Genomic DNA, 24420 nt, shown 5'->3' with positions numbered 1-24420 from the left:
TAATTTGGAGCTCTTCGCTATGTATAAATGGATCATGCATAAATGGATCGTTCTTTTCCTATTGTCATTCACTTGTCTGTCCGCTCATGCGTTCAAAGTCGAACCGATGTCTATGGAAATGACACCGCTTGGCAAAAGAGCTCAAATGACCATGAGGGTTGAAAACTCTTCAACCGAACCACTCACGGTTGAATTGTCTCCAGTATTTATGACCATGAACGAATATGGGAAAGAGACCACGACGCCTGCAGATGACGAGCTATTAGTGATACCGGTGACCGCAATAATAGAACCTGGACGATCGCAATCCATTATGGTGCGCTATTTGGGCGATCCTTCCATCAGAGAATCTAAAGCGTATCGCATTGCTGTTAAACAAGTAAAAGTTCAAAGAGCGAGCAGCAACCAAGGGCAAGTAAGTCTTTTGCTTCAATTTAATACCCTTATCAACGTGCGACCTCAGAACACGGCTTCTCAGCTAGAAATTAAAAGCATCGAACAAAATGACAAAAAGAACAAATGGGTTCTTGAAGTACTTAACAGTGGTAATAGTTATGGTCGATTAACCAATACAACATGGAAGATATCTGATGGTAAAAATTCAACCTATTTAAAAGGCGTAGAAATCGCTAAACGTATTCCGGGGACTTTAGTGCTTCCCTACTCCACTCGTTTTTTCGAAATGCAGCCTCTTAAAAATTATGACGTAAACACCCTATCGATTGAAATAGAGCAGGATCAATAGCGATGAGACGTTATATTTGTGGAGCGCTCATTTATTGCTTTCTGTGTGCACAAGCGTTTGGCATAACACTGTTTCCAACCGTCATCGAGCTCAACACCGATCACAGGGCAACGTCGCAACTAGTTGTAACTAACAACTCTACACACGCTCTCCCACTTGAAGCTAACGTTCGTCGTTTGAACTTCTCATCTGATGGCACGTTCCAAACATCAGATCTATCAAGTGAAGAGATGTTTGTGTTTCCACCAGCCGCAATGTTGGCACCCGGTGCACGCCAAGTATTCCGTATACAGTGGTTGGGAAACCGATCACTCGAAACCTCCCAGAGTTACTTCGTTCGCTTCAGTACCGTGAATATTGGTCAGAACAACGCGAGAATAGACAAACCCATCGGTTTAACAACCGGTATCAATTTACAAGTTCACTACAATGCGTTGCTGCACATTCACTCATCCTCTTTAGAGCCTGACGTGAAATTACACATAGATGAACAAGGCAAACTAACACTCACTAATTCTGGGTCACGATTTACCTATACATCGTTACTTCATTTTTCGGGGCTCGAATCTGAGAGCCAAAAAGTACATGAGGCTTTAGGTGAGCAGTTTATTCCACCACGCTCCATTATTACTTTGCCTTCTTCTTTAAATTATTTACCAGTGGGCACTTACCATGGGCATGAAGACTGAAACCTATCACAACATATGGCAAGTTTTGTATGTCTTGGTATTGGTACTTTTATATTGTGCTGCCTTAAGCCCTGCTGCTTGGGGTCAAGAAATGATCTTGAACCCGACAGGACGAGATATTCAACTTACCTCTTTGTTAAGGATAAGTGACACCATACTTGGCGAAGCGGACATTATCATTACCGCAAACAATGAAATCTTGTTACCGAAGGAAAGTACGCTTTCTCTCCTTTCGTCCGTCGTAACTCAAGAAGGTATTGAGAAACTCAATGACACGACAGACGATGAGGTGCTGTCTCAGCACCATTTTGAGAGCGTAGGATTAGGTCTGAGTTTCGATTTCTCTTCATTAGAATGCATCGTGACGGTACCGACTGAATTTAGCTTAACCCAGCAACTGTCTATGAACGGCGGAGATGATTTTTATAACTATGCTGAGCCAAGTTTGTTTAGCGGATACGTTAACTTTGCCCTTTCGGCCAATGAGAGCCAATATGTCGATCAGAATTCGTCAAGGCAGGACCTCTACCGCGGTCAATTCGATTCCGCACTTAACATTGGTTTTCTAAACTTTGAGTACGAATCCTATTTAGAGAACAGCTCATCACAAGATTCGCGATACGTAAGAGAAGGATCTCGTCTTAATATTGACTTTGCAGAACAAGGCACACGACTTGTGCTCGGCGATATGTACAACAGTGGTCAATCTTTTCAGGACAGCACCGACATACTTGGTATTGGCTTAACTCGAGATTTCACGCTAATTCCAACCAGAAATGCGCGACCACGAGCCAATCAATCATTCACACTTCAAAGGGCCTCAAATGTCGATGTCTATATAGATGGGATTGCCGTCCAAAGATTAACCCTAGGCGCTGGTAGCTATAACCTTAGTGATATACCCCTGGCGCAAGGTAGCAATGATATTGTACTCGTCATCACCGATCGCTCAGGTAATGAAGAACGCATCGAGTTTTCTATTGCAACCGGTAACGATTTGCTCAATAGCGGTGAGTTTGAATATAGCATCATGTATGGAGCGCCTTCTGAATTACAAAATGGACAACTAGAGTACCTAACCGACGAGCGTATTCTCCATGGTTATATCGATGTGGGTATTAGCCCTTGGTTAACGTTGGGCACGAACCTTCAAACCCGTGAAGATCTTTATCAATATGGTGCCACCGCGTTACTCGCCTCTACATGGGGCGTCACTGAACTCACTGCCTCTCGTAGCGAACACCCTACATTTGGAACTGGCGACGCTTACCGATTGGCATTCGATGCGGAGTTTTCCAATACGAACACGCTGTCCCCACAACTGAGTGTGAGTTATGAATATCTGGCCAACAATTTTACTGGGGTCTCAGGGTTTGATGCTTCCGATATCGATATCAACTTAACCACCCATTATGTATCTGCATTTAGCTCCATTTACCTTGGTCAGTCGTTACGTGCCGCCATGACCCTCAATTATCGCTCAGGAGTAGACAAAGAGAACGATTATTGGTTGATTAGCCCGAGTTTATCGGATGGACTGTTTGATACTCCCGCAACTTGGAGTGCACGCGTTAACTATCGGCATAACGCAACCGAAGACGATGATATCAGCACTACTGTCACCATAAGCTGGCCTCTTAGTCGACAAACTCGTGTTGTCGGTCGTTACACCACAGAGCTTAATGAAGCCGCCTTGGATTACAGCTATCAGAATAATATTGGTAACACAGGGGGGATGTCGGCGTTTGCGAGTGTCATTACTAACGAAGAAACGGATGCCGATATGGATGCTGGGATTAACTACACGGCTAACCGTTATGAATTAAACGCGACCCACGCTTCGCGGCTTGAAGACATTAGTGGTGAAACACGAAATCACAGTACTGACGTGACTATAAGTAGTGCCCTTGCTTTTGCAGGTTCATCTGTGACGATCGGCAGACCGGTGCGCGAAGCATTTGCTATTGTTAGCAAGCACGAAAGCCTCGCAAAAAATGATGTGGCTGTCGACCCAACAAAAGATGGTGAGTACGCACGCGTTTACCTTAAAGGAGATGCAAGTGCCATGGTTCCTGACCTTGTTGCTTATAATGGCCAAGTAGTCGGTTACGAGGTCGATAACTTGCCACCAGGGTATGACTTAGGCGATGGCGCTTTTTGGATTAAGCCTGGTTATAAACGGGGATTCCAGCTACAGATCGGATCGGATGCTGTATTAACTGTTATTGGCAAGCTATTCGATCGTCAAAGTAACAACCCTATTTCACTTGTCGCTGGTGTAGCACATTACCTTGGTGATGCAAAACAGTTGCCGATTGACTTCTTTACCAATCGTAACGGCATATTCGCAATCTCTGGATTAAAGCCGGGGAAATATCAATTGGTACTCGACACCAAAGAACAAGAATCAGTCATCATTACCCTCAGTGAACGCAGTGACAACTTGATAAGACTAGGAGATGTTTATGTGGAATAAACAAGTTCTTTGGGGATCCTTGTTCCTCATCGCCATAAACCATGTACCTTCGGCATTGGCGTGTGAAGCCAGTGCCTTGGCTATTCAACCCGTCTCGTCGAAATCACAATATGATGTTTTCAGCGCAGGGACGTTCGCAACAATAAACACTTACCGTATAGATGCGATCATAATTGGCGAACCCTGCAAATTAGACTTAATTTTACAACTTAACGATACCAGTCGATCGTTAAAAGGGGTAAACCAAGCAAAACTCGGCTTTGAATGGAGTGGGCAGATTGGTATGTCAGTGGCTAATCAATGGCACTTATCATTAACCGAAAACCAACCTTCGGCAACGATACAAATGCGTTTCCCAAGTAAACAATGGTTAGCGTCAGGAACCTATCGAGGGTTATTGGAAGTCTCGCCTTCTTATACCTCAGATAGTAAACAAATAGAAATTAGCCCTAGTTCACTCCCGGTATCTGTTAACGTTCCGCCTGCTGCAAAAATTCATTTTTATGGTTTGACCCAACAACATTATGACCTTGATCTAGGGACTTTATATTCCAACAAGGTTATTCGTTCCGCACCTAACCTATGGGTTCAAAGCAACACAGCTTATACCATCGTATTGGAATCATCCCATCAAGGAATGCTACGTCATGAATCTAATGAGGCAAAATGGGACATTCCATACCAACTTTCCCTAGAAAACGACAGAGTAAACCTTGAACAACTGGACGCTAGAATTCAACGTCTTTCCGCTACGATTGGCCAACCTATTCCTTTGAGTTTTGTCATCGGTGAAACAGAGAACAAACCAGGAGGACAATATGACGATACATTACAAATTTCTATCGAACCCCAACTTTCACAACAACCATAATTATGTAATTATATAAAAAGTGAGATATGCAACTCAATTATATAAAATCTATCATCATACAATCAAACGTGATTTTTCAGTTTCGGAGTAAATTATGTATGAAAATAAAAATAATTTAAAGCACATACTCCTGGTAGGTGACAACGGTATTAACAACCAGTTTATTCAACGAGAAATAGGGAAATACAGTGATTTTTCTTTTAGCAGAGAATGTATTTTAAGCATTGAGCGCTCTCGTAATCATAAAACGTTCGATGTCGTTCTCATTAGCTACTTACTCTTGGAAAATATCGAAGATATCAACATCATCTTATCAAAAATAGAGTCCAGTAAATGGGTAGTTTATGACGTTCCCTCAGATATTACCGGACAGAGTATTACCGTAATGCAGCTATTCAACCTGTTTAATATAAAGGGGATGATTTATCAAGATGCTCCTATTGAACACCTTACACGTTGTTTAAAAACAGTATGTGATGACGATCTATGGCTACCTAGGAAGTTAATGTCACATATTTTATCCAATGCGTGCTCTTATACTTTCAAGTCTCAGGTAATACTGTCTAACCTGACGAAAAGAGAGGCTCAGATATTTAAACGAGTTGTCAGAGGAGATTCAAATCTAGAGATATCAAGCGAACTATTTATTTCAGAAAGTACGGTAAAAACGCACGTATACAACATATACAAAAAAATAAATGTCACTAATAGAAAAGAAGCGATAAGAAAAGCACATTTTATCAATAGTTTAGAGACTATTATACAACCAGACATATAGTTGAAATTATGAACATAAATACAAAAATGCAGATTGCAATTCTTTTTCAAACAGACATATTGGAATTTAAGCCCTTGAAAGATGACCTGATATTATTCAGTTCCTCATAGAATCACTGTCAGGGCAATAAACGAAGTTTAAATCGAATCGTCTGTGGTTTAATCACACTTTAAAAAGTAGAAAAACATCCCGCCCTCTAAAATACCAGTCGAACTTGTTAACTCACGGAAACACCACTTCTGCAGCCCCTCTACTTACCTAACAGAGCAAAAAGTACGCTTTAACTGTTAACACCATTAGCATCTATAGAAATTCAGACTTGAGCTTCCCCTTAGGGTAAGCCTTATTGTTATGTTTTTAACTGGAGTAAAAACATGACTTATCAATCCTTCGCTTTACTATTACTCACTCTTTCCCCTAGCCTTGATGCCTCTGATTTTGGCGATCCTGAACTGGGTAAAATGAAATCACCAAGTTGTGTTTTCTGTCATAGCCCCACGGGTGAAACAAGTAACACTGATTACCCCAAACTTTCGGGTCAAGATTCAACTTACCTCTATAACACGATGAAAGCTTACCAAAGCGGAAATAGACAAGGCGACTACGCAGAAATGATGCGAGCTCAGCTCAGTAAGCTCGATGATCAAGACTTGAGAGATATAGCGGCTTTTTATTCATCGCAGAACAAATAATATCTTTTATAGATACACAACGATACATCGCCGTTTCTGCAATCAAACGTTATGGTAACCATGGCACTGTTTCCGATACTTATTTGAGTCATTTAGCAGCCGCAACCCACCGTTATATATCAAGGATGAACAAGCCCCTAGAAGGTGGATCCTTCAAAAGTAGCGCTAGTCTGATCGAGCAATTTATATGTAGCCCCTTGGACAGGTTCCCCATCAGAATAAGAAAGAAACAGATCAACCGTATACGTCCCTTCTTGCTCTTCTGTCACAGAAACCGAAGGGTTTTGGGCTCCGCCTAAACGCATGGTGTTGGCTTTGTTCATCGTCATTAGGTCAGAAAGGCGGTATACACCTATACCTTCGAACTCAACGGTAGGAGAAGCTAATATGAGTTCCGCCTCGGCTTCAATGGTGCCAGAAGCAACGCCCTTTTTATCACCACCGGCATCCATAGAGACAGTCGTCGTGCCTCCCGCTAAATCGGCGGACTTTGCATTATAACCATAAGGGATAGCAACAACAGGTTTGCCGACTGTTGTCAAACAAACATCAGGAAGTGTTGCGTTCGATTTATTTACAAATAAATCCTAGTATTAAATGAAAAGCGTCTTTCGGCGCTTTTGTATTTGAATTACCTGAATAAAATAGGTCACAAGCTCAACTGTCTATGCATCACAGTTACTGGTTTACAGTTAATTAACGCATTGACTAGAGCTTCAGATAAATACAATCCACTTTCATCATATGTCATGTGAGAAGTGCCATCCGATAGCTGTGCTTTCGGTACAGCCTGAATGAATTCATACCCATAATTTTCCTTTGATGTGACACTTACCATTGCGTGGTGTGACTCAAATACTTCATCTAGGTCCAAATCAACACTTACATATAGCCCTGGGTATATTGTAAAGTCGAAAAGAAGGTCTGGATTTTTAAGCAAGTTATCTACTTTTAGATTATGTGAGAGCAGCTCGGCCCCTAAGTATGTTTGTTTTTTCCAGTTCATTTACACCACCTCCACTTCATTAAAAGCAGCGCCCGTAAACCCATTTGATTCAAACAATGTTTTTACTCTTTCATAAGCTTCATAATCTTCATTAAAATCCCCCGCCTCGGACTCACTGATATTTAAAACTGGATAACGAGAAAAGACATTCATAAACCAATAATCATTATAGATAGCATGAATACGATACCTAATTTCTTCTGTAGAAAATGACACCTCATCTTCTATAAACTTCCATTCCATATGGTAATAGTTCATTTTATTTGCCAGTCTATGTTCCGCAGCCCCTTTCAAACAAGTGTAACCAGCAATATCCGAGTTCAAGGACGAGTTGACTCAAAGATCACCTTCTCGTTAACCGAGCTGAATTACACCAACAAAGAAGCACTAGAAGCTTATTTAAATCGCGAGTTACCACAAACGGGTAGCTTGGTATCTGGCAAATCATGGGCCGTCGATGATGATGATCAGATATTCATGTACCTAACCCTCGCATTCGGCGAGAAAATGGGCGTTGTTCTTAAGCGTCGAGAATAAGTATTTGGGTGCTCACTGTTACTGGTTGCTACCATAATGGATAGGACCAACAGGTCTACAGGTTGGCGTTAAGCTAACATCAGGAGGCGTTTTGTTCGATTAACTCAAAAATTGCAACACAAACTAGATGAAAAGCGCCTCGGGCGCTCTCTAAATATATGAATAAAAGATTATTCTCGAATTAAGAATTAATACTCGTCGCCAAGTTGATATGTTTCTAACGAAAAGAAATTTACGTAAGGTACTTTTTTTTCTATTTTTCTTTTTATTTTATCATGAACAATAAAAGGAGATAAGTCATCCCCTCCCATTTTAAATATCAACCGGTCTGACTCTTTTATTTTATCTAGAACTTCAACGTCCAAATGATACTTAATAACGTGGGGGTCTTCATCAGGATCCTCTTGTTCATAATTTGATTTACTTCTATCCCAACAGTCTAACTCTTCATAGATGTTAACTAAAAAGTAGTTATCATCTTCGTTGTTTATTATTGCGGGATATAAACTCCCGCCGTAAATATTGTCATCAATTATTTCTTTTAATGATTCAGATATTATGACACTTGGAGTGCAAAACAACATAGGCATTGTTTTTTCAATAATCTTGTTACCTTTACTATTAAAACGCAGAGCTGGCTGACCGTAAATCTGTTCTCGATAATGAAACCGTCTCAAAGCTGTTGATTCTGTTGGGATTACTTTAAATCCTTCCATGTCAAAGTTTGGAGTCATTACATAGTATTCATTGTTATAGCTCATGCTACTTACCATCAGGAAATATTGTACTCGATTTATTTACACATTAACTTTAGTCTTAAATTAAGAAGCAACGAAAGGCGCTTATTTCACTGATATAAAATATCCGTGAGCTTAATCCCAATACTCAAACTCATTGGGCTTTACGTGCTTTATCTTTAATCTAACATTAGGATCCAGAGCTGTTTCAGTTCCCATTTCGCAGAAGTACTCTACAGCATCTTCGTCTTCAATCATCTCAACGGAGTTCGCAACGACAATCAACCGTCCACCACCTCTAGTCAATGAAAAGTACGCATTCTTGTTTTCATTGACTTCAAATTTCAAAGGAATGAATTCTGGTTCTTCAAGAGAAATATCTATCCATTTATAGTTATCTAAACTCTTCCCTTGTCGTGGGGCATAAACTGTTTTCAACCCATTTTCGTCAACAACAAAGTACATCGAATTCTCGGCTTGATTAAAGCAAGCTTTCAAACTGCCAACTTTATTTTCTAAATCACATGTGAATATGACAGAGTTTTGGTTGCAGCTTGCAATTACAAAAGTTGAAAACGACACAATAAATAAAAGCCAGACCACTCGAATTAATTTATAAATTACATTAAACCTTAGCATTTTAACTGCATTCAAAAATTAAAATTGTACATTCACTTTATATTAAAATAGTCTTCATCCGGGAATTCTGCGTTAGTTTTGTTAGTACTATACTTTCCATCATATGGATTAATCGTCAGTTCTTCACCATTATTATCAAACTTAAACTGCTTTCCATCAAACTCTCCCTTTATCCTTAAATTCACTCTACCTTCAATAATCTGAACATATTCATATCTTGATGAAAAACTATTCCAGCAAACATCTCGCCTGTGTTCGTCATAATTAGCAGAAAAAACTATTGTGGAAGAACAATAATTATTTTCTTCATTTCTATTCCAATATAAAATCCTATCTTTAGGTACGTTCATATTAAAATTATTTTTCTGAAAAATGTAAGACAATACGCCAGCATAGTTATTATTAGCGTTTTTTATTATTTTACCATTATCTGTGTCCAATAAAGTATGTTCGATAATATCAAAACCATAATCGTAAATGTCATAACTAAGGTTCAAACTAGCAATTTCTTTTGGATCTTCTTTTTTTTCTATATCAAAAATAAAGTATGCTTCACTATTTATATTACCGTTAGTCAAGTCAACCAAATAAAGCTCTTCATTCAACTTAATTAAATCGCTTGTGCCACATGAGTCAAAAAAGCTAAAACCATATGAAATTCCATTTGCTTTTAGAGAATAGTGACAAAAAGGTCCCTCTTCCTCTGTGAATTTTTGCTCTTGCGTAATACTGCTTTCCGCAAAAGAGTATGTTGATAAAAAGATTAAACTAAATGTAATCATTTTATTCATTTATCATTAACTCCAGTTTGTGATGTAAACTCTTACTTCTTTTATAGTAATTTTTATTGATCATTGAACTATCTTTAAGATAAAACTTACTAAAGTCATAGTTATCAGAGATCGTATTGCAATTAATCAACTTTGAAAGTTTTAATAAGTTATTTTTTCTCTCTAACAAATGATTGTAACCACCATTTACTGAGATCGTTACACGAAATAGATCATTCTTGCTAGCGAATGGACGAATATCTCCCCAAGCACTACCTTTTACCCAAAACCATCCTGAAGAATCCACTGCTGTGTGTAAATCTTTAGCAACACTTTCTACCATTTCTTTTGTAAGATCTTTAGTATTCACACCAAAGTATTTAGCATAGTTTTCTATATGTGTTATCTGTAACAAACCACGTCCATGATAAAATGCACCACCTCTGTACTTATTCCATTTCTCTGGATATTTCCCGTTATAATAGTACTCTTCCGTCGTTTTGAAAAAGTCACTTTCTTGAAATGCTTGAGACAGAAAGTGGATTTTATTCAAACAATCATCGATTTCATACTTCCTAAACATGTCATTCAAGCTATTTAATAACTCATCTAAAGAAACATTTCTCATGCTGTCATAATGAGAGTTCTCAAAAATAGTTTCTTTTCCACCTAAGACTTCAAGTAAAAAACTCTTGGAAATATCACGATTACAGAAACATTTACTTTGGGTGTGATTTCCTACAAAAGGCCAATAATGCCAAAGACTCTTGTCACCGCTTAGTTGCAAATCACCTTGTAAATCCTGCATCCATGAGAACTTATCTGCTCTTTCCAGTTCGAATTGCGAGAAAAGATCAAAGCTATCCATCACTTGATCGCGCCATGGGGAGTTACGGTAGTCTTCTTCAGTCACAAAACCGGCCGAGCACTTAATATCTAGAGCTTCCTTTGCGGTCTGATGGATTGACTCATAAAGACTTTGTGACGATTCTGTATGCCAATCTGTAGGATGTTTCACTATAAATCGCTCAAAGTGTTTACGCTTACCATCTAAGTATACTTTGGCATCACGGGCAGTGAACGCGGAAAAATCCGTTACTTGATCTTCTGTCACAGATTCAAGTAACTGCTGAATAAACGAATTACTCATATCAACGGCACCACTACTATCGGATCCATCGACAACGACCAGTGGATTTTCTTCCGCATTTTTGGGAGAAATCTGTTTTTTGAAAAATTCGGGCGGCTCTTCAAAAGAGAACATCTCGATATGTACACGATTATCGTCTTTCTTAGTTCCTATTGCATCGTTGCTGTATTCGTGCGCTCCCATGTAGCCGATATCTTCCCCAGCTGAAACCTTTATCCCCTCTCTCAATAAGATCGGGAGTAAAGAAACCACACTACCGTCCCTAATCATTGCCGCGTTGTCCGACATCCACTTAGGTTCTGAAACTGGTTCTGATAGGACAGCAGAGGAATCTTCCAAAATGTCAAAGTCACTATTGAGACCCGAAGCAAACCAAACAATCTTGTTTAACATTGCTTTTTCTCCGCCACTTGGTGACTCGCCATTCTCTACGACACGGCACTTTATCATTTTGTAAGTATTTTTACCGATCTGGTATGGGTGGGTTTCCTTCTCTTCGGCATATAAGTATTCAAGTGTTGTTCCTTTAGACATCGACTGTTTTTTTTCACCAGAATTAGTAGGTACATCACTATGTTTGAAAGTGCGTACATTTCTCGCTTCTTGTAAACGGTAACGCGTGGTTATAGATGAATTGGCGCCAATATCTGAAGGTGGCGCAAGGTGCATATAAAGTGAATAGAATTTAAAGGCTTCTTCACTTTCTTTCGGGTTTACAGCCTCATGCTCAATAAGTACTAAGTTATTGCTGTATTTAAATTCTTGATCTTGATAGGTCGCTACTTGGTAGTCCGGATATATGCGAAACGCTACAATTTTACCATCAAGCATCGCTTGAATAGGTCTGAGGCCCTTACCCCAAGGTAGCATTTTTGATGTTAAATGAACCCCACTATGCCAACCATAGCCTTGCCCTATTAAATAACGACCGCTCTTAGCTTGATCAAACAACTTAGTAAAATCACTAAGCGTATGGTAAGCATCGCCTTCTCGTTGCGCTATCGGAAAAACTGCATCCATGATTTACTATCCTAGTCTGAAAAGTTATCGTCAAAAATGACAAACGATGGGCGGTTCAAGTTGTTTGATTTCGTGTAAACCACGGCATTAACTCTACCAAGGTTAGTTGTAAACCCTGATTGACCTGTGATGTTAACGATGCTTCCAACGGCCATCGCAGATATAGAAATTAGAGTGTCATTTTTGTTCGAGAAAATTTGGCTAACTACGTCAGGTAATGCCTGTTTGAAATGGTTAAGTGCTTTTTTATAACCTTCAACTCCCTCTTCAACTGAACTCAACGATCTCGCTGAAGCCTGGTTTTGTATGAAATCCAAACGATCGATGATTTCATTATTAAGCTCATCGATGTATGAACAGATTTGATTGTTTATCAACGTCCACAAGACTAACTGCAAATACCTCACGGTATTTCCTGCCCCCAAAAGGCGAAGTTTTGCAAGTAGCTCATAAGGAGGTTCAAACACATCAGCTTGATATAGGACCCTCAATATGTCGCCATTTTCGTGTACTTGTTCTAACAGTAGTTCAATTAAGGGTTCATACTTATCAAGCGAAGTGCTATCAGTTTGAATGTGATAAAGTGCCGAGACATAAGCATCAGAAAAATCTTTAGAGTGGTTTTGACTGATCGCGTAAGGAGTCAGAATACGACTTTGTTCTAATACGATATCTCTAAAGTCATCATCACTGAAGGATGGAGACATCAAGATGCCCCAATCATTGGCAACCCCGACACGGTCCTCCCAAAATGGTGATCGACGACCCGCTACAAACGTGCAAAAATCATTTGGGTCAGGATATGTTTCCGTCACTACACTTTCAGCTAAAGATTGGTTTGGAGTATAAGAGTCTGGAGTTTCGCAGAGTACCAGCTTGCATTCTTTTAAAGCTAGCCCACCAACCGTTGCTTTTCCGCTAGAATCCAAAGCCCCACTCCCGATGACAGATCCAGAAGGCTCGACTAAAGAAAATGGCGCATTAGAATAAGGCATACCGTTTGGATACTTGCACTCTATATCCAACGTATACGTCCCTTCTTGATCTTCAGTTACTGAAACCGAAGGGTTTTGCGCGCCGCCAAGACACATGGTGTTGGCTTTATTCATAGTCATCTGGTCAGAAAGGCGGCATACACCGATACCTTCGAACTTAACGGTAGGAGAAGCTGATATGAATTCGGCCTCGGCTTCAATAGTACCTGAGGCTACACCCTTTTTATCACCACCGGCATCGCCAGTACTAGCGCTGAATTTACTGCCTTTTATAGCAATGCTGTTACCGCCATCCATAGAGACGGTCGTGGTGCCGCCCGCTAAATCGGCGGACTTTGCATTGTTACCATAAGGGATAGGAACAACAGGTTTGCCGACTGTTGTTAAACAAACATCAGGGAGTGTTGCGTTCGCTTCTCCTCCTGAGCCTTGATGAACTACGCTGAGTCCATTCGCACAAACTGTTACGCCCATAGTAAATCCAATTAAATTCCAATAGATGTATGATAAAAGAGATTGCTTGCTGCAATCTCTCTAAGTACGTAGTGAAAATGAAGGATGAGACTGTTACTTCGAGTCTATTTTTAAAAACGGACAGAAGATCTCACAATTAAATCTAATGTTATTGATAAACATCCAGTAGCTGCTGAAATTTCAGGTCAATGACCAAGTAGGTCGCGGCATACATAACACCAAAGATCACAGTACTGACGCCAAGAATTAACTTAGGGGAAATAACCCGTTTGAGCGGTTTTTTTAAATACTTCGCCTTTAAGTTAACTAACGTTACTTTTTCCTGTTCGGCTAAACGCTCGTCTCGGACTAAGCGATAAATTGTGTTTCCTATGTCTGAAAGTTTTTCGTTACCGCGCTCTTCTCGGCCGTACTTGCCTTTGAACCCAAGTTGAAGCAATAAATAAAGGAATTCGATAACGTGTCTGTATTTTCGTGGATCAGCTTTCAAGCGCTCTAAAATAGTAAAAAACTTATCGCCGCCAGATGTCTCGTTATGGAACTCCGACAATAAGCTGTTTGTACTCCAATGGCTGTTTGCCCCCCACTCTTGCCTACACACAGACTCATCTATTGCTGCACATAAGCAATAGCGTATAACCAATATTGATGCCCGATCCAACTCCATTTCATTGAGCTTTCGTTCACCTTTACGAATTTCTCGTGCAACTTGTTCTCTAAAAGGACCAGGATCGTCCAACCAAGGAATCGAAGACATACATGAGAGACTGGCTATTAACCAAGTAAACTGATCGACCAACGGGTTAACACCCATGCTCTCCACGTTTAGGTCTCTTACCGCAATATTTCTAGATAAATCAGGTGCAGGCATAACCTCCATTGGTTTGCCTGGTTCTGGTTGAAATAGTACTACGGTGACGTCGTTTTCGGCGTAACTCATAAACGTACAGCCCAAAGCTGTAGTGATAAGTTCGCGAAGTCGCCAGCAATATGGACTGCGATTGCTGCGGTGTTATTCAATGCATTCCATTCGTCACTTGCTTTATCGAGCTCAAAATAGGTATAGCCGGCATGATAAGGCAACGCTCTAGGTACCACTGGCATTGGTTTCATTTCAATACCCGGCAATTGTAAGTTGATCAAATCGCGAATATTGTCGATCGAACCAATCTTGGTTTGGCTTACAAACTGCGTATGCAGAATATCAAGTGGTACGTCTGCTTTAACAGCAAGAATAAACGTCGTAGATTCGACAATTTTACTGTCTGGAATTGCTGCAGTTCGAATTCCATAGCTTTGCTCTCTCAATGTTAAAGGTATTGCACGTTGTTCTGACATAACACTTAATGTCATTTTCGCGCTATCAAGCGTACGAGATAAACAATCGGTCAGTTGGCTATGGTTGTATTTTGTAAACTCTTGTGGTCTACGAGATGCGGAACACAGTGTAGATAATTCACCTTCCGCTTGTAACAGGATCCGATAAAATGACTCTGGGTGAACGCCTTCCACACTTGCAAAATGCCAGAACAACGGCTCATAACGATTCAAGGCTTGTAACAACATAAAATCAGCAACAGACGATACGCCCTGCTGGTCAACCACACCTAAACGCTGAACAATCGATTCGGCTCTGTGTTTAAGCATTGACGCGAATTCCGTCGCGAACTTGCTCAAAACTGTAGATGCGTGAATATCAATGCACGTCGGAATATAGTTGTCATCCAGAATGATGCTTCCGTCTGGCTTCACTTCCGAAATTTTCAAAATGGGAATTGATGTATATGCGCTCTTATCTTCATGATCGTACATTAAGAAAAAGTTAAGCTTACCCACCACAATACTTGCCATATCTTCTGATTCATAACATGCATCTACGGCTTCTTGGGTTTCCATGTTATAGCGAGCACCGTCTCCATTTCCGCCAAAGAGTTCAGATCGTTCTGATGGCAGTGGACAGCATAAATACACCACTTTATCCGCAATAGAAGGGTCAACATCTCTTACTTCTGGAAGCTCAGCAAGAAGCGGTAAATCAAATGGAGTACGGTCTTGTAAGATACCTTCTGCTCGTGTGATCCCGATTTTGCCAAGTGCCAGTAGCTCAGTGTTAATCTCAATTTTTTTCACTCCCCAGTGTAAGGGAGAGCTATTAGAGCTAAGCATGTTAGATAACTTGCCTTGAGACCTATCTAGTTGCTGAAAGTGTTGAGGCTTCATGAACATACCATCTTGCCAAACAACTGGGTTATATAAAGACATTCGTCAGTTCCTTAAAAATACGTCTGTTCAATACCGCGAGTATTGTTCGAAGATAATTCACTACCCTCTACTTTTAATCTCAGAAAGTACTCACTTTTTTCTTCGATCACTTCAACCTTCCGCCAAGACGAGCCATCAATATCTCTGAATGCCACAGAAAAACCTAATGCACGCGTCGTTGGATCTAACTCTAAAATCTCATGTAGCTCATCGCCCGGCTGCAGTTGGTATTCATATCGTTTAATATACTCATCACCTAAGGATGCTTTATCATTTTCGAATAGAGCAAAGAAATCCAAACTACGAAATAAAACAGGTGAAGTGAGTTCATGAACTCTCAGAATAACCGGCGAAGATTGTCCCTGCTCTCGTACATTGAGAAGTTCTGACGCTTCTATCACGAGTTCAATTGAAGATGTTTCTGGTGTAATTCCAGATGATTCTTTAAATTGCTCCCACATAGAGCAACCTGATAATAGAAACAAGGTAATGGGGATTATAAGTTTACGCATGATCAGCTTTTGCAACCTTACTGTATCTGTCTTTCATCAACGCTTTAAATGTCGACTCATTGAATTGTCGAGTATTCTGCTCATAATGTTCGCTGTACTTTTGCCATAGCTTTGACTTACTAAGGAAGCGCGTTTCCTGGCTTAAAGTGTTTGCAAACTGCTGAGGATCATTCGCTTTTAGTTGCTCCAATACCAAATCGTTAATTGCCTTCGCATATAAGGTATCGTGCTCGCTAAGTTCATCCAGTATCTGTTCAATTAGCTCATTTGGAGCCAATAGATTTTGACTATTTAGCGTTAACATCAATGTAGTTAGGCTAAGATCATTGTGAGCAAAGGAGCTTTCGTCAGTAAGCTCTTCAACACTCTGTAAATCTTTGTACAAATTATCGATACACAATCGCAAACAAGCGCCCATTTGTTTAAAAAATAAAGCGTCATGTTTCGTGTCAGACTCTAAATCAACACCCAGTCCTTCAAAGAATGCATGTGTTACATTTTCATGTTCGTAAGAAGTTTCACTCAATGCGGTATTACTCTGAGTTCTACTCTCACTTTCAACAGGCTGCTCTTGTGGTTCGGTATGAGGGACAAACTCTTGTGTCACCTCTTCCCACTTGTGGCTTTGTATATTTGCGGAATTAGGGATAATAGTAACAGGCGGTACTTTTGTCGGTTTACGCTTGGGAACATCTGAACTGCCGGTAAGCGTATCTGACTTAAAATCGGTACCTTCAATGTTTGTTGGTTTTAAACGGTTCGGTATCTTAGTTTGATCATCAGCGATGTCTTGAGCATTCAGGTTCGCCTGCTGTTCTTCTTCCATCCCCATCCAATCTTCAGGAATCAGACTAGGGAGGTCGAACTCAGAATGGATGCTTAAACTGTCATCAACAACTTGCCTTTGTGGTTCTATCGATGACTTCATAAGATTTTTTTCGTTACTTTCGTCTCGGACCAAATAATCATCATCTCTCTGCATTGAGAATTTTAAGTGCTCGACGGGATCATGAGTATCTACTCCATCAGGTTTCGTTTCCATGAAGAGATCTTCAAGCGCGCCTGTCTCTGCTTCTTCCTCAACAACGGATTCTTCCAAATTCATCAAAGGATCTGTAGAGTCTCTTTCTGGCGCGATTTCTGAAGCGATGTCATATGAAGTCGTTACCAACTCAATAGAAATACTCACTTCATATTGACCTAAAGACACTCTATCACCGTCACACAATGAGACAGGTTGATTCTTCAGGATTTTATTCCCATTAACCAACGTTCCATTGGTGCTGATATCGCTAATGTAATAGGTATCTCCATATATGCTTAAAAGGCAATGTGTACCTGATATAAAACGATTATGATCAGTCAATGAAACTGTACATCCAGCTTCACGACCGATAGAACCACCTTCTTCAGGCATTTCTATGCTCTTAGATCCAACGTATTCTTCTGGGCACTTTGAGATCACCAAAACCAATTGATTAATTCGCATGAATAGCCTTTAGAACAGAAGAGAAACACTAAACTCAACACCACCTAACCCTTCGTTATAAAAAGGTAAGATGTATGAAGCTTGGGGAATAATTTGTAAGTGGGCGTCTGGATTGCTGCCTAATTTGATCACGCTCCCTAGAGTGACCACAGCGCCGGCTTCAAATTGGTCGATATCTTCAAGTTGCTCGCCATACCTAAAACCTTGGTCATCAACTTTCCAACGGTTAGAGTATTGTGAGTAACCTAAAGACAAACCTGCTCCTATGTAAGGTGTAAACACCGACCAACTTCCTAAAGCATACTGAGGGACAATACGAAATTCGTAATTGGTGACCTCGTTATACACACCATTCTTGGGAGCTTCGATATCATCTTCTGCTAAATAATTGAACCCTAACCACCAACGCCATCGGTTGTTACTTTCATCAATTGGACGTGTATGGACGAACCCGTAACGTAGAGCATCTACTTGTCCACTCGGCCCTTCATCATATTCTATAGTGTCTATGCTCAGCATATTTACTGAACCACCATATCTTTCACCCTTCGCGATTGCGATGGACGAAAAAAGGCACATTGTGGATATTAGACCGATTTTACTTAGGTTTCGCATGCTTCCCTCTGAGTTCATCCATATATTAACTAGATGCGCAAGATAGCAAGTATTATGTCTTTTACAATAAGGAGACTCTCTCACCCTCTAATTACGACATTATAACTAGCAAAAAAAGCGATATATCTACAAGAACGTGCATTACGCACATTTACCGGTTTAATCTAATTATAAAATCAAAACTATCAATAATTCGAACGCCATCGAATGCTAAACATCATATAGAATTAGCATTTCCCAAATTAAAAATTCAAGAATGCCTATTTATTCACCTTTATTTATACCATATTGTAACCTAAATAAATTTCACTAATTTAGCACCAAGTAATATAACCATAAACGATTGACCCCATCAATTATCGATCAACAAATGACCAGTAATATCAATATTAGCATGCATAACATTTTTCGTCATTGACGCTATAAATGAGATGTCAGTCACTGATTTTTTATAAAAGCTAACAAGACAAAGTATCTAGCCCCAGCCTTACTGTGAACAGTGTCACATATTATTTAATTTAAGAACTTTTCAAATCTTTTAACATTCAAATTATCCTGTTTGACTATAGAATCGCTAAAAAATATAAAAATATAAAAACGTAAGAGCGACTTTATTAGTCAATGCTACTTTTCGATTTCATTATATATACAGTTGGATATCAAAATTATGTTTTCCTCGGATTTCACAAGGCGACCTATTGATGAAGAAAAACCTAGCGGAACCAACCCAAACGCGTTAGATGATTTCACTGAGATAAAACGTCAGATTAATAACTTGAATAAGGTTACAGGTAGAGTTTCTTGGAAAAAAGTTCAGTCTTTATCTAAAGCAATACTCTCCAAAAATAGCAAAGACTTTCGATGTAGTTGCTACTTTACCGTCGCAGCAACACATAATGATGGTTTAAAAGGTTTAGCCGAAGGACTTAGCTCTGTCTTAGATCTGTGTGTCGTTTATTGGTTCACCGCATATCCTGAAGTCAGTAAATCAAACGCTAGGATCGGAGCGATTGATTGGATGGTCGAGCACACTGAAAAACGGATTAAGAACATTAAGACTAGCTCCGACGACATTCTGGTGATCGAAACTTGCCACCGTTTATGTTTGAGAATTGAAGAGGAACTTAGGCTCCATTATGGAATAAAAGCACCTTCACTAGGTGGAGTTCGCCGGATCTTAAAGCAATGGGCAGATGAGCATAAAGAAAATGAAGCGAAGCTCCTCGAAGCAGCAAGTCAAACAAGGCGCGCGGAACAAGAGAAGAGAAAGGTACCGCCTATTACTCAGTCAGCCGCGATTAAAATTGATGTGTCTAACAGCAAGCCAACTGAGACTCTCAAAATAGATGAAAAATCAACGTCGAACTATTTAGTAATCTATTTATTAGCTGGATTTCTTGTACTGGCTCTGTCCTCTCATTTCCTTTATGAACAGTACCAATTGAAAGTGCTCACCAGGAAAGTAGTTACATCAAGCATTCCTCAGTTAAGCGAAATAGCACACTCGTTAAAATATGAATATGCTTCAATTTCAGACGATGTGAGACCTAATGTCGTAAACCAATTAGACAACCTAATGAAAGATTGGGCGACTAACCCTGTAAAAGTGTATGAGATTGATGCCCTTGATAAATTGACCATTGACCTAACAAAACTCTACCCAGACTCATCATCTGTTTTACGTTTACGTCAAGAATTCGCCAGCCAACAAGAAAAGTTAGATTCAGATTACATGCAACTTCACCGACGTTTCTCTGATGCAAGAACCGTATTTGCAAATGTGGTAAGAGGAAGTGAAAGTCAAAAAACAGCGCAAGCTTACGAATACAGCAACTCCCTTTTTCCTTTGATCGGTCGCATTGAGTATGCAGAGAAAGAAAAACAACAAAAAGAACTTCAGAAATCTCTTCGGATACTCAACATTTATTTGTACAAAATAAAAACTTTGGAATCTGAGCTTAAAGCAATGCAACCGTAGCACTAAAAATAGCATTGAATCAGATCACACACTTAAAACAACGAAATAGGCTTATGTTAAAACACAAAATAATGAGGAACCCTGTTGTTATATCGACAGCCATTTTCCTCTTTCTTGCGGCTACAATCGCTGCTATTTATATCCTCTGGCTAGATATAACAGACAAGTTTTACCTTTGGATCGCATTAGGTGCGGTAACACTTTTTTATTCGTTGTTCCAGATCACTTTATGGCTTAAGAAAAAAAGCAACAACAAAGCGCTTAAACTTGAAACAGAAGAAGAAGCGCTAGCTATGGTCATTCGCCCTCTTTTGGCAAAATCAAACAAAAAGCCTATCTACCTGATGATTGGTAATAAGTACGCGGGTAGAACTCAGTTTTTACTTAATTCCAGTGCTATCAAGCCAATGGATCAAACGCGTACCGCTAAGAATGATTTTTTCGAATGGTATGAGTCTGACTCTGCAGTTTATATCAAACCGGATCAACGGCTATTGTTTCAAGAGGTTTCTAGTAACGATAGTGCTTTATGGGATGCATTTGTAAATGAGGTCATTAAACATAAACCTAGAAAGCCATTTTCTGGTTGTTTGTTTTTTATCGATTTTGAATTTCTAATTGTCTCTGAGACCGAGCAAATCGATTACACCTTAACCGCGCTTAACCATAGACTAGAATCGGTAAGTGAAAAAACTTCCTCTGCGATCCCTTTGTATTTAATGATGTCTAAGCTCGACAAGTTAGAAGGATTCAAAGAATACATACACTTTAGTTCCCTAAAGACATCGGTTGAGTTTCTATCAATTCCATTAAAGGAAGCTAAAGGTGTATTTGTTGAGTACTAACATGATAGCTTCCGTAATTTAGTAAAAGTAATGGAGAGCAATGCGTTAGATTCGTCGTCTCACTCTAATGACGTTAACGAGAAGCAAGCCATATTAGCATTCCCTAAACAATTCGAATTGTGCCAGTCTGAAATTGCTTCTGTAATAGAACGACTTTCAGAACTCAATACTGGGTCTTATTCTCTTGATATCCGTGAAGTGTTTTTTATATCGAATATCCAAGGTGGTAGAAAATACAATCTATTAGCTAAGAGTTGCAGCAACTACTTTAACTTGCCGATCATTGCGTCGGAACATACTCAGTTAACAGAAACGCCCTATTTTACGCGTTTCCTAATGGACTCTCAGATCCTGCCTGAATCTGATTTCGCAGGTGAAAACAAGACTTACCTTAGGATGATCCAGAGACAGAGCCGTCTAGCCGTTACCGCTTCCATAATTTTACTAGGTAGTGGTGCTTACCTATTTTCAACGACTTTAGATGACAATCTGAGAGTGATTAGTCAGCTTATTGGTATCGATGATTCACAATCGTCCTCCCCAAAAGGCAATTCTTTTGCAAACTCTCTTTCAAGTGCGATCCAAACTGTACAACCATCTTATCAAGCATGGCTTAGTGGCTCACAAGCGTTAGACAATGAACTGGTGAACATGAATGTAAGTCGTCTCGATGAAAGTACAAAAATCGCTTACAACGCCCTCATAATGCAAATTAGAAACCACTTAATGCCCGTAATTGAGCAAGGTTATCGTTTGCAACTAACACAAAACCAAGACAACATTAATAGTGCACTACCTTTACTCAAAGGTTACTTGATGTTGAATGATCCTACCAAGCGCGAGATAAAATTTCTTCGTCAACAAACACTGTCAACACTACAAAAACTCAACGATCAACCAGAAACGATTACAACGGTCATGAAGTATTTAGACGCGTATTTCCGAACGAATTTTGAACCTGTACCGATCAACATGAATATGGTTCGTGCGACAAGGCGATCACTGCTCTCTAGTTCAAACGTCGACCTAGTTTACGTTAGCTTATTACAGCAAGCAGGCGACATTGATTTGGGTACTCTGAATTTACAAAGAGCAGTGGGTTTCGACTTTAATAATGTTTTCAACGACAACTTGGATCCCCGACGATTAGAAATCGATAAAGTTTATACGTCGACCGGCTTCAGCACGTTTTACCGCCCTCGTGTCGATTTAATGTCGCAAAAAGTCATCACTGACAACTGGGTATTGGGGTTGTCAAACCACGTAATCCCAACAGACAAAGAACAAGAGACCTTCAAGAAACAAGTAAGAAAAAAATATACGGATGACTACATCAGTTATTGGCGAAATGCTTTAAGCGAACTAAAAGTAAAGCGTTACAACAATATAGCGGAGATAACCAATGCCATAGATCTAATCTCTGGTCCCTCTTCTCCTATGACAACCGTTCTAAAACAAGTTTATACAAACACTCAGTTTTCCCCGATCGGACAACAGAATGCATTAATGGCCCAGGTTAACCCTAAACTTGCTGGTGCAGTAAATGCAGTACCAGAACTCGCTGAAGAATTTGTTAAACCTGACTACTTGTTGATGAAAAGAGTTGAACAAGCTTTCCATATCCTGAATCAATTACAAATTAACGAAACCCCTAACTCCCCTACACCATGGGATGAAACGATAACTGCACTTAGCAGAGTTCGTACTTATATGAAGGATATAGCTGACGCACCAGATCCTCAAATGGCAGCGTTAACTGCAGCGCAACACCGAATGAGTAGTACGGAGGCAGATCCTCTAATCCGCTTAAAACAGATAGCGCAAAAATCTCCTGAACCCGTCAGAAGTTGGCTTTTAGACGTAGTTAACCAGAGCTGGTCTGTGATGATTTCTGAATCATCAAAAGGAATCCAGACTCTTTGGTATAGTGAGATCTATACCAAGTTCAAAGAGTTAGGTTTAGGAAGGTACCCTTTTGACCTAAGTGCAACTGAGGAAATTTCGATTGAAGACTTTGAGCTACTATTTGCTTCGGGGGGATTGCTAGATGCATTTATCGATAAGAATTTCGCTCCTTTTTATGACACAAATCTATGGACACCGAAACAGGTAGAAGGCGAAATTATGCCACTCTCGCCAGAGTTGCTTGTTCAGTTAAGAAATTACAATGTCATCAGAGATACGTTAATTAACAAGAGTACAAACCGCTTGTACCTTCCATTCAGTGCGAAAGTACTTGATCTGGATTCGAGTGCAATAAGAGCAAGCTTGAAAATAGCGGACTCAAATATCAACTATTACCATGGTCCAAGTAGAATTCGTGAACTTGAGTGGCCTCCTCAAAACGGAGATTTCAATATCAGTATTACGATTCAAGACGTAACAGACGAAGGTAAACAGCACGTACTGAGCAAGAATGGTCAATGGGCTATCTATCGGTTATTTGGTGACTCAACGCTAACAAATACCCATAACGGCAGCTTCGTAAGTGATATTAAAGTATCAGGCAGAGATCTGAGCTTACGAATTACTCCTTTGACTCAGAAAAACCCGTTTACGTTAGCGGAGCTGTATAACTTCACTCTACCCGAAGCTATATAGTGAAAATACAAATACAAATACAAATACAAATACAATAATAATTCAGAAAAGGCAGAACACATGATGTCCAACATTAGTTTACAAGGCTTAGACAAACTAGATCGTAAAATTCTATCGAATCTACTCTCCAATGGGCGAGAATCGATTGCTAACCTTTCTCGCAACATCGGCTTGTCGCGAACAGCAGTCGCTGAACGTATCAACAGACTTGAAAAAACCGGTATTATCAAAGGGTATACGGCACAAATAAGAGTAGAAAATGACGGGAGAAAAGCGGCAAGTTATTTGCTGATTTCTTGTGAAAAAGGTAAGAAAAATGATGTAAGTAATGCGTTAAAAGAACTACCTGAAGTCAGACTTACAAGCATTGTTGGTGGTACCTACGACATTATTTCTTTGATTGAAGCACCTGACCTGCAATCAATACACCATTTATGTAATGAGATAGAGTCGTTCAATGGCATTCGCTCTCTCAATACAACAGTAGTGCTACACCAACCAATCAGTCGTTAAAAATAAAGCCGCTCTTATGAGCGGCT

The 24420-nt window shown here is 39.8% G+C and carries 20 protein-coding genes and 3 pseudogenes; 10 read left to right on the top strand and 13 right to left on the bottom strand.

Annotated elements, in window-relative coordinates; all coding sequences use genetic code 11:
- The first annotated feature begins 19 nt into the window (after nt 1-19).
- The 6 genes from M4S28_RS22720 (at nt 20) to M4S28_RS22695 (ending at nt 6251) form a co-directional block, all read left to right on the top strand.
- Nucleotides 20-745 carry a fimbrial biogenesis chaperone gene (locus M4S28_RS22720; protein ID WP_249632944.1) on the top strand — a complete coding sequence of 242 codons (726 nt, stop codon included), beginning with the start codon at nt 20-22 and terminating at the stop codon, nt 743-745.
- Nucleotides 746-747: 2 nt separating this feature from the next.
- Entirely contained in the window at nt 748-1434 is a 687-nt protein-coding gene (locus tag M4S28_RS22715; protein WP_249632943.1) for a fimbrial biogenesis chaperone, read from the top strand.
- Nucleotides 1418-3910 carry a fimbria/pilus outer membrane usher protein gene (locus M4S28_RS22710; protein ID WP_445329540.1) on the top strand — a complete coding sequence of 831 codons (2493 nt, stop codon included), beginning with the start codon at nt 1418-1420 and terminating at the stop codon, nt 3908-3910. The genes M4S28_RS22715 and M4S28_RS22710 overlap by 17 nt, the downstream gene beginning before the upstream one ends.
- Nucleotides 3900-4781, top strand: coding sequence for a hypothetical protein (locus tag M4S28_RS22705; protein ID WP_029224205.1), 882 nt, complete (start codon nt 3900-3902; stop codon nt 4779-4781). The genes M4S28_RS22710 and M4S28_RS22705 overlap by 11 nt, the downstream gene beginning before the upstream one ends.
- Before the next feature lie 94 nt (nt 4782-4875).
- Nucleotides 4876-5559 carry a response regulator transcription factor gene (locus M4S28_RS22700; RefSeq protein WP_004731200.1) on the top strand — a complete coding sequence of 228 codons (684 nt, stop codon included), beginning with the start codon at nt 4876-4878 and terminating at the stop codon, nt 5557-5559.
- A gap of 374 nt (nt 5560-5933) precedes the next feature.
- Nucleotides 5934-6251 (top strand): c-type cytochrome, encoded by a 318-nt coding sequence (locus M4S28_RS22695; protein WP_249632942.1) that lies wholly within the window; start codon nt 5934-5936, stop codon nt 6249-6251.
- 146 nt (nt 6252-6397) lie between these two features.
- Here the strand turns inward: M4S28_RS22695 and M4S28_RS22690 are convergent.
- The 3 genes and pseudogenes from M4S28_RS22690 to M4S28_RS22680 all read right to left on the bottom strand — a co-directional run.
- Nucleotides 6398-6823: pseudogene (locus M4S28_RS22690) on the bottom strand (DUF4150 domain-containing protein); the annotation flags it as partial.
- Nucleotides 6824-6900: 77 nt separating this feature from the next.
- Entirely contained in the window at nt 6901-7257 is a 357-nt protein-coding gene (locus tag M4S28_RS22685; RefSeq protein WP_249632940.1) for a hypothetical protein, read from the bottom strand.
- Nucleotides 7258-7500, bottom strand: a complete 243-nt coding sequence (locus M4S28_RS22680; RefSeq protein WP_228011021.1) for a hypothetical protein — start codon at nt 7498-7500, stop codon at nt 7258-7260.
- A gap of 36 nt (nt 7501-7536) precedes the next feature.
- Here M4S28_RS22680 and M4S28_RS22675 point away from each other — a divergent pair.
- Nucleotides 7537-7794: pseudogene (locus M4S28_RS22675) on the top strand (hypothetical protein); the annotation flags it as partial.
- Nucleotides 7795-7982: 188 nt separating this feature from the next.
- Here M4S28_RS22675 and M4S28_RS22670 read toward each other — a convergent pair.
- From M4S28_RS22670 to M4S28_RS22625, 10 genes are all read right to left on the bottom strand, one after another.
- Nucleotides 7983-8555 carry an imm11 family protein gene (locus M4S28_RS22670; RefSeq protein ID WP_249632939.1) on the bottom strand — a complete coding sequence of 191 codons (573 nt, stop codon included), beginning with the start codon at nt 8553-8555 and terminating at the stop codon, nt 7983-7985.
- Nucleotides 8556-8666: 111 nt separating this feature from the next.
- Nucleotides 8667-9170 carry a hypothetical protein gene (locus tag M4S28_RS22665; RefSeq protein WP_249632938.1) on the bottom strand — a complete coding sequence of 168 codons (504 nt, stop codon included), beginning with the start codon at nt 9168-9170 and terminating at the stop codon, nt 8667-8669.
- A 32-nt stretch (nt 9171-9202) separates the two neighbouring features.
- On the bottom strand, nt 9203-9961 hold the full coding sequence (locus M4S28_RS22660; protein ID WP_249632937.1) for a hypothetical protein: 759 nt from the start codon (nt 9959-9961) through the stop codon (nt 9203-9205).
- Complete coding sequence (locus M4S28_RS22655; protein WP_249632936.1) at nt 9954-12110, bottom strand: hypothetical protein; 2157 nt, start codon at nt 12108-12110, stop codon at nt 9954-9956. The genes M4S28_RS22660 and M4S28_RS22655 overlap by 8 nt, the downstream gene beginning before the upstream one ends.
- Before the next feature lie 11 nt (nt 12111-12121).
- Nucleotides 12122-13579, bottom strand: coding sequence for a DUF4150 domain-containing protein (locus tag M4S28_RS22650; RefSeq protein WP_076668627.1), 1458 nt, complete (start codon nt 13577-13579; stop codon nt 12122-12124).
- Between the two features lie 148 nt (nt 13580-13727).
- Nucleotides 13728-14519: a type IVB secretion system protein IcmH/DotU gene (gene icmH, locus M4S28_RS22645; RefSeq protein WP_029224648.1), complete on the bottom strand. Its 792-nt coding sequence runs from the start codon at nt 14517-14519 to the stop codon at nt 13728-13730.
- The gene (gene tssK / locus M4S28_RS22640; protein ID WP_017062572.1) at nt 14516-15841 is read right to left on the bottom strand and encodes a type VI secretion system baseplate subunit TssK; all 1326 of its coding nucleotides are present in this window, start codon (nt 15839-15841) and stop codon (nt 14516-14518) included. The genes icmH and tssK overlap by 4 nt, the downstream gene beginning before the upstream one ends.
- 11 nt (nt 15842-15852) lie before the next feature.
- Nucleotides 15853-16353, bottom strand: coding sequence for a type VI secretion system lipoprotein TssJ (gene tssJ / locus M4S28_RS22635; RefSeq protein WP_029222546.1), 501 nt, complete (start codon nt 16351-16353; stop codon nt 15853-15855).
- Nucleotides 16346-17842 carry a type VI secretion system-associated FHA domain protein TagH gene (gene tagH / locus M4S28_RS22630; protein WP_054543292.1) on the bottom strand — a complete coding sequence of 499 codons (1497 nt, stop codon included), beginning with the start codon at nt 17840-17842 and terminating at the stop codon, nt 16346-16348. The genes tssJ and tagH overlap by 8 nt, the downstream gene beginning before the upstream one ends.
- Before the next feature lie 9 nt (nt 17843-17851).
- A complete protein-coding gene (locus M4S28_RS22625) occupies nt 17852-18457 on the bottom strand; it encodes a hypothetical protein (RefSeq protein WP_017078361.1) in 606 nt (201 codons plus the stop codon).
- 667 nt (nt 18458-19124) lie between these two features.
- Between M4S28_RS22625 and M4S28_RS22620 the strand changes: the two genes are divergently transcribed.
- The 3 genes and pseudogenes from M4S28_RS22620 (at nt 19125) to M4S28_RS22610 (ending at nt 24394) form a co-directional block, all read left to right on the top strand.
- Nucleotides 19125-20435: a type VI secretion system ImpA family N-terminal domain-containing protein gene (locus tag M4S28_RS22620; protein WP_017084360.1), complete on the top strand. Its 1311-nt coding sequence runs from the start codon at nt 19125-19127 to the stop codon at nt 20433-20435.
- A gap of 53 nt (nt 20436-20488) precedes the next feature.
- Nucleotides 20489-23881, top strand: a pseudogene (tssM, locus tag M4S28_RS22615) (type VI secretion system membrane subunit TssM).
- Between the two features lie 60 nt (nt 23882-23941).
- Nucleotides 23942-24394 (top strand): Lrp/AsnC family transcriptional regulator, encoded by a 453-nt coding sequence (locus tag M4S28_RS22610; protein ID WP_017062578.1) that lies wholly within the window; start codon nt 23942-23944, stop codon nt 24392-24394.
- Nucleotides 24395-24420: the final 26 nt, after the last annotated feature.

Source organism: Vibrio sp. J383 (assembly GCF_023503985.1).
Classification (GTDB): domain Bacteria; phylum Pseudomonadota; class Gammaproteobacteria; order Enterobacterales; family Vibrionaceae; genus Vibrio; species Vibrio splendidus.
Note: the sequence above shows the minus strand (reverse complement) of the source record. Positions and strands in the feature narration are given on the sequence as shown.

What these genes read in the sequence shown, in the direction of transcription:
- M4S28_RS22720 (WP_249632944.1), top strand. Translation starts at nt 20, where the DNA reads ATGTATAAATGGATCATGCATAAATGGATCGTTCTTTTCCTATTGTCA.
- M4S28_RS22715 (WP_249632943.1), top strand. Translation starts at nt 748, where the DNA reads ATGAGACGTTATATTTGTGGAGCGCTCATTTATTGCTTTCTGTGTGCA.
- M4S28_RS22710 (WP_445329540.1), top strand. Translation starts at nt 1,418, where the DNA reads ATGGGCATGAAGACTGAAACCTATCACAACATATGGCAAGTTTTGTAT.
- M4S28_RS22705 (WP_029224205.1), top strand. Translation starts at nt 3,900, where the DNA reads ATGTGGAATAAACAAGTTCTTTGGGGATCCTTGTTCCTCATCGCCATA.
- M4S28_RS22700 (WP_004731200.1), top strand. Translation starts at nt 4,876, where the DNA reads ATGTATGAAAATAAAAATAATTTAAAGCACATACTCCTGGTAGGTGAC.
- M4S28_RS22695 (WP_249632942.1), top strand. Translation starts at nt 5,934, where the DNA reads ATGACTTATCAATCCTTCGCTTTACTATTACTCACTCTTTCCCCTAGC.
- M4S28_RS22685 (WP_249632940.1), bottom strand. Translation starts at nt 7,257, where the DNA reads ATGAACTGGAAAAAACAAACATACTTAGGGGCCGAGCTGCTCTCACAT.
- M4S28_RS22680 (WP_228011021.1), bottom strand. Translation starts at nt 7,500, where the DNA reads ATGGAATGGAAGTTTATAGAAGATGAGGTGTCATTTTCTACAGAAGAA.
- M4S28_RS22670 (WP_249632939.1), bottom strand. Translation starts at nt 8,555, where the DNA reads ATGAGCTATAACAATGAATACTATGTAATGACTCCAAACTTTGACATG.
- M4S28_RS22665 (WP_249632938.1), bottom strand. Translation starts at nt 9,170, where the DNA reads ATGCTAAGGTTTAATGTAATTTATAAATTAATTCGAGTGGTCTGGCTT.
- M4S28_RS22660 (WP_249632937.1), bottom strand. Translation starts at nt 9,961, where the DNA reads ATGAATAAAATGATTACATTTAGTTTAATCTTTTTATCAACATACTCT.
- M4S28_RS22655 (WP_249632936.1), bottom strand. Translation starts at nt 12,110, where the DNA reads ATGGATGCAGTTTTTCCGATAGCGCAACGAGAAGGCGATGCTTACCAT.
- M4S28_RS22650 (WP_076668627.1), bottom strand. Translation starts at nt 13,579, where the DNA reads ATGGGCGTAACAGTTTGTGCGAATGGACTCAGCGTAGTTCATCAAGGC.
- icmH (WP_029224648.1), bottom strand. Translation starts at nt 14,519, where the DNA reads ATGAGTTACGCCGAAAACGACGTCACCGTAGTACTATTTCAACCAGAA.
- tssK (WP_017062572.1), bottom strand. Translation starts at nt 15,841, where the DNA reads ATGTCTTTATATAACCCAGTTGTTTGGCAAGATGGTATGTTCATGAAG.
- tssJ (WP_029222546.1), bottom strand. Translation starts at nt 16,353, where the DNA reads ATGCGTAAACTTATAATCCCCATTACCTTGTTTCTATTATCAGGTTGC.
- tagH (WP_054543292.1), bottom strand. Translation starts at nt 17,842, where the DNA reads ATGCGAATTAATCAATTGGTTTTGGTGATCTCAAAGTGCCCAGAAGAA.
- M4S28_RS22625 (WP_017078361.1), bottom strand. Translation starts at nt 18,457, where the DNA reads ATGCGAAACCTAAGTAAAATCGGTCTAATATCCACAATGTGCCTTTTT.
- M4S28_RS22620 (WP_017084360.1), top strand. Translation starts at nt 19,125, where the DNA reads ATGTTTTCCTCGGATTTCACAAGGCGACCTATTGATGAAGAAAAACCT.
- M4S28_RS22610 (WP_017062578.1), top strand. Translation starts at nt 23,942, where the DNA reads ATGATGTCCAACATTAGTTTACAAGGCTTAGACAAACTAGATCGTAAA.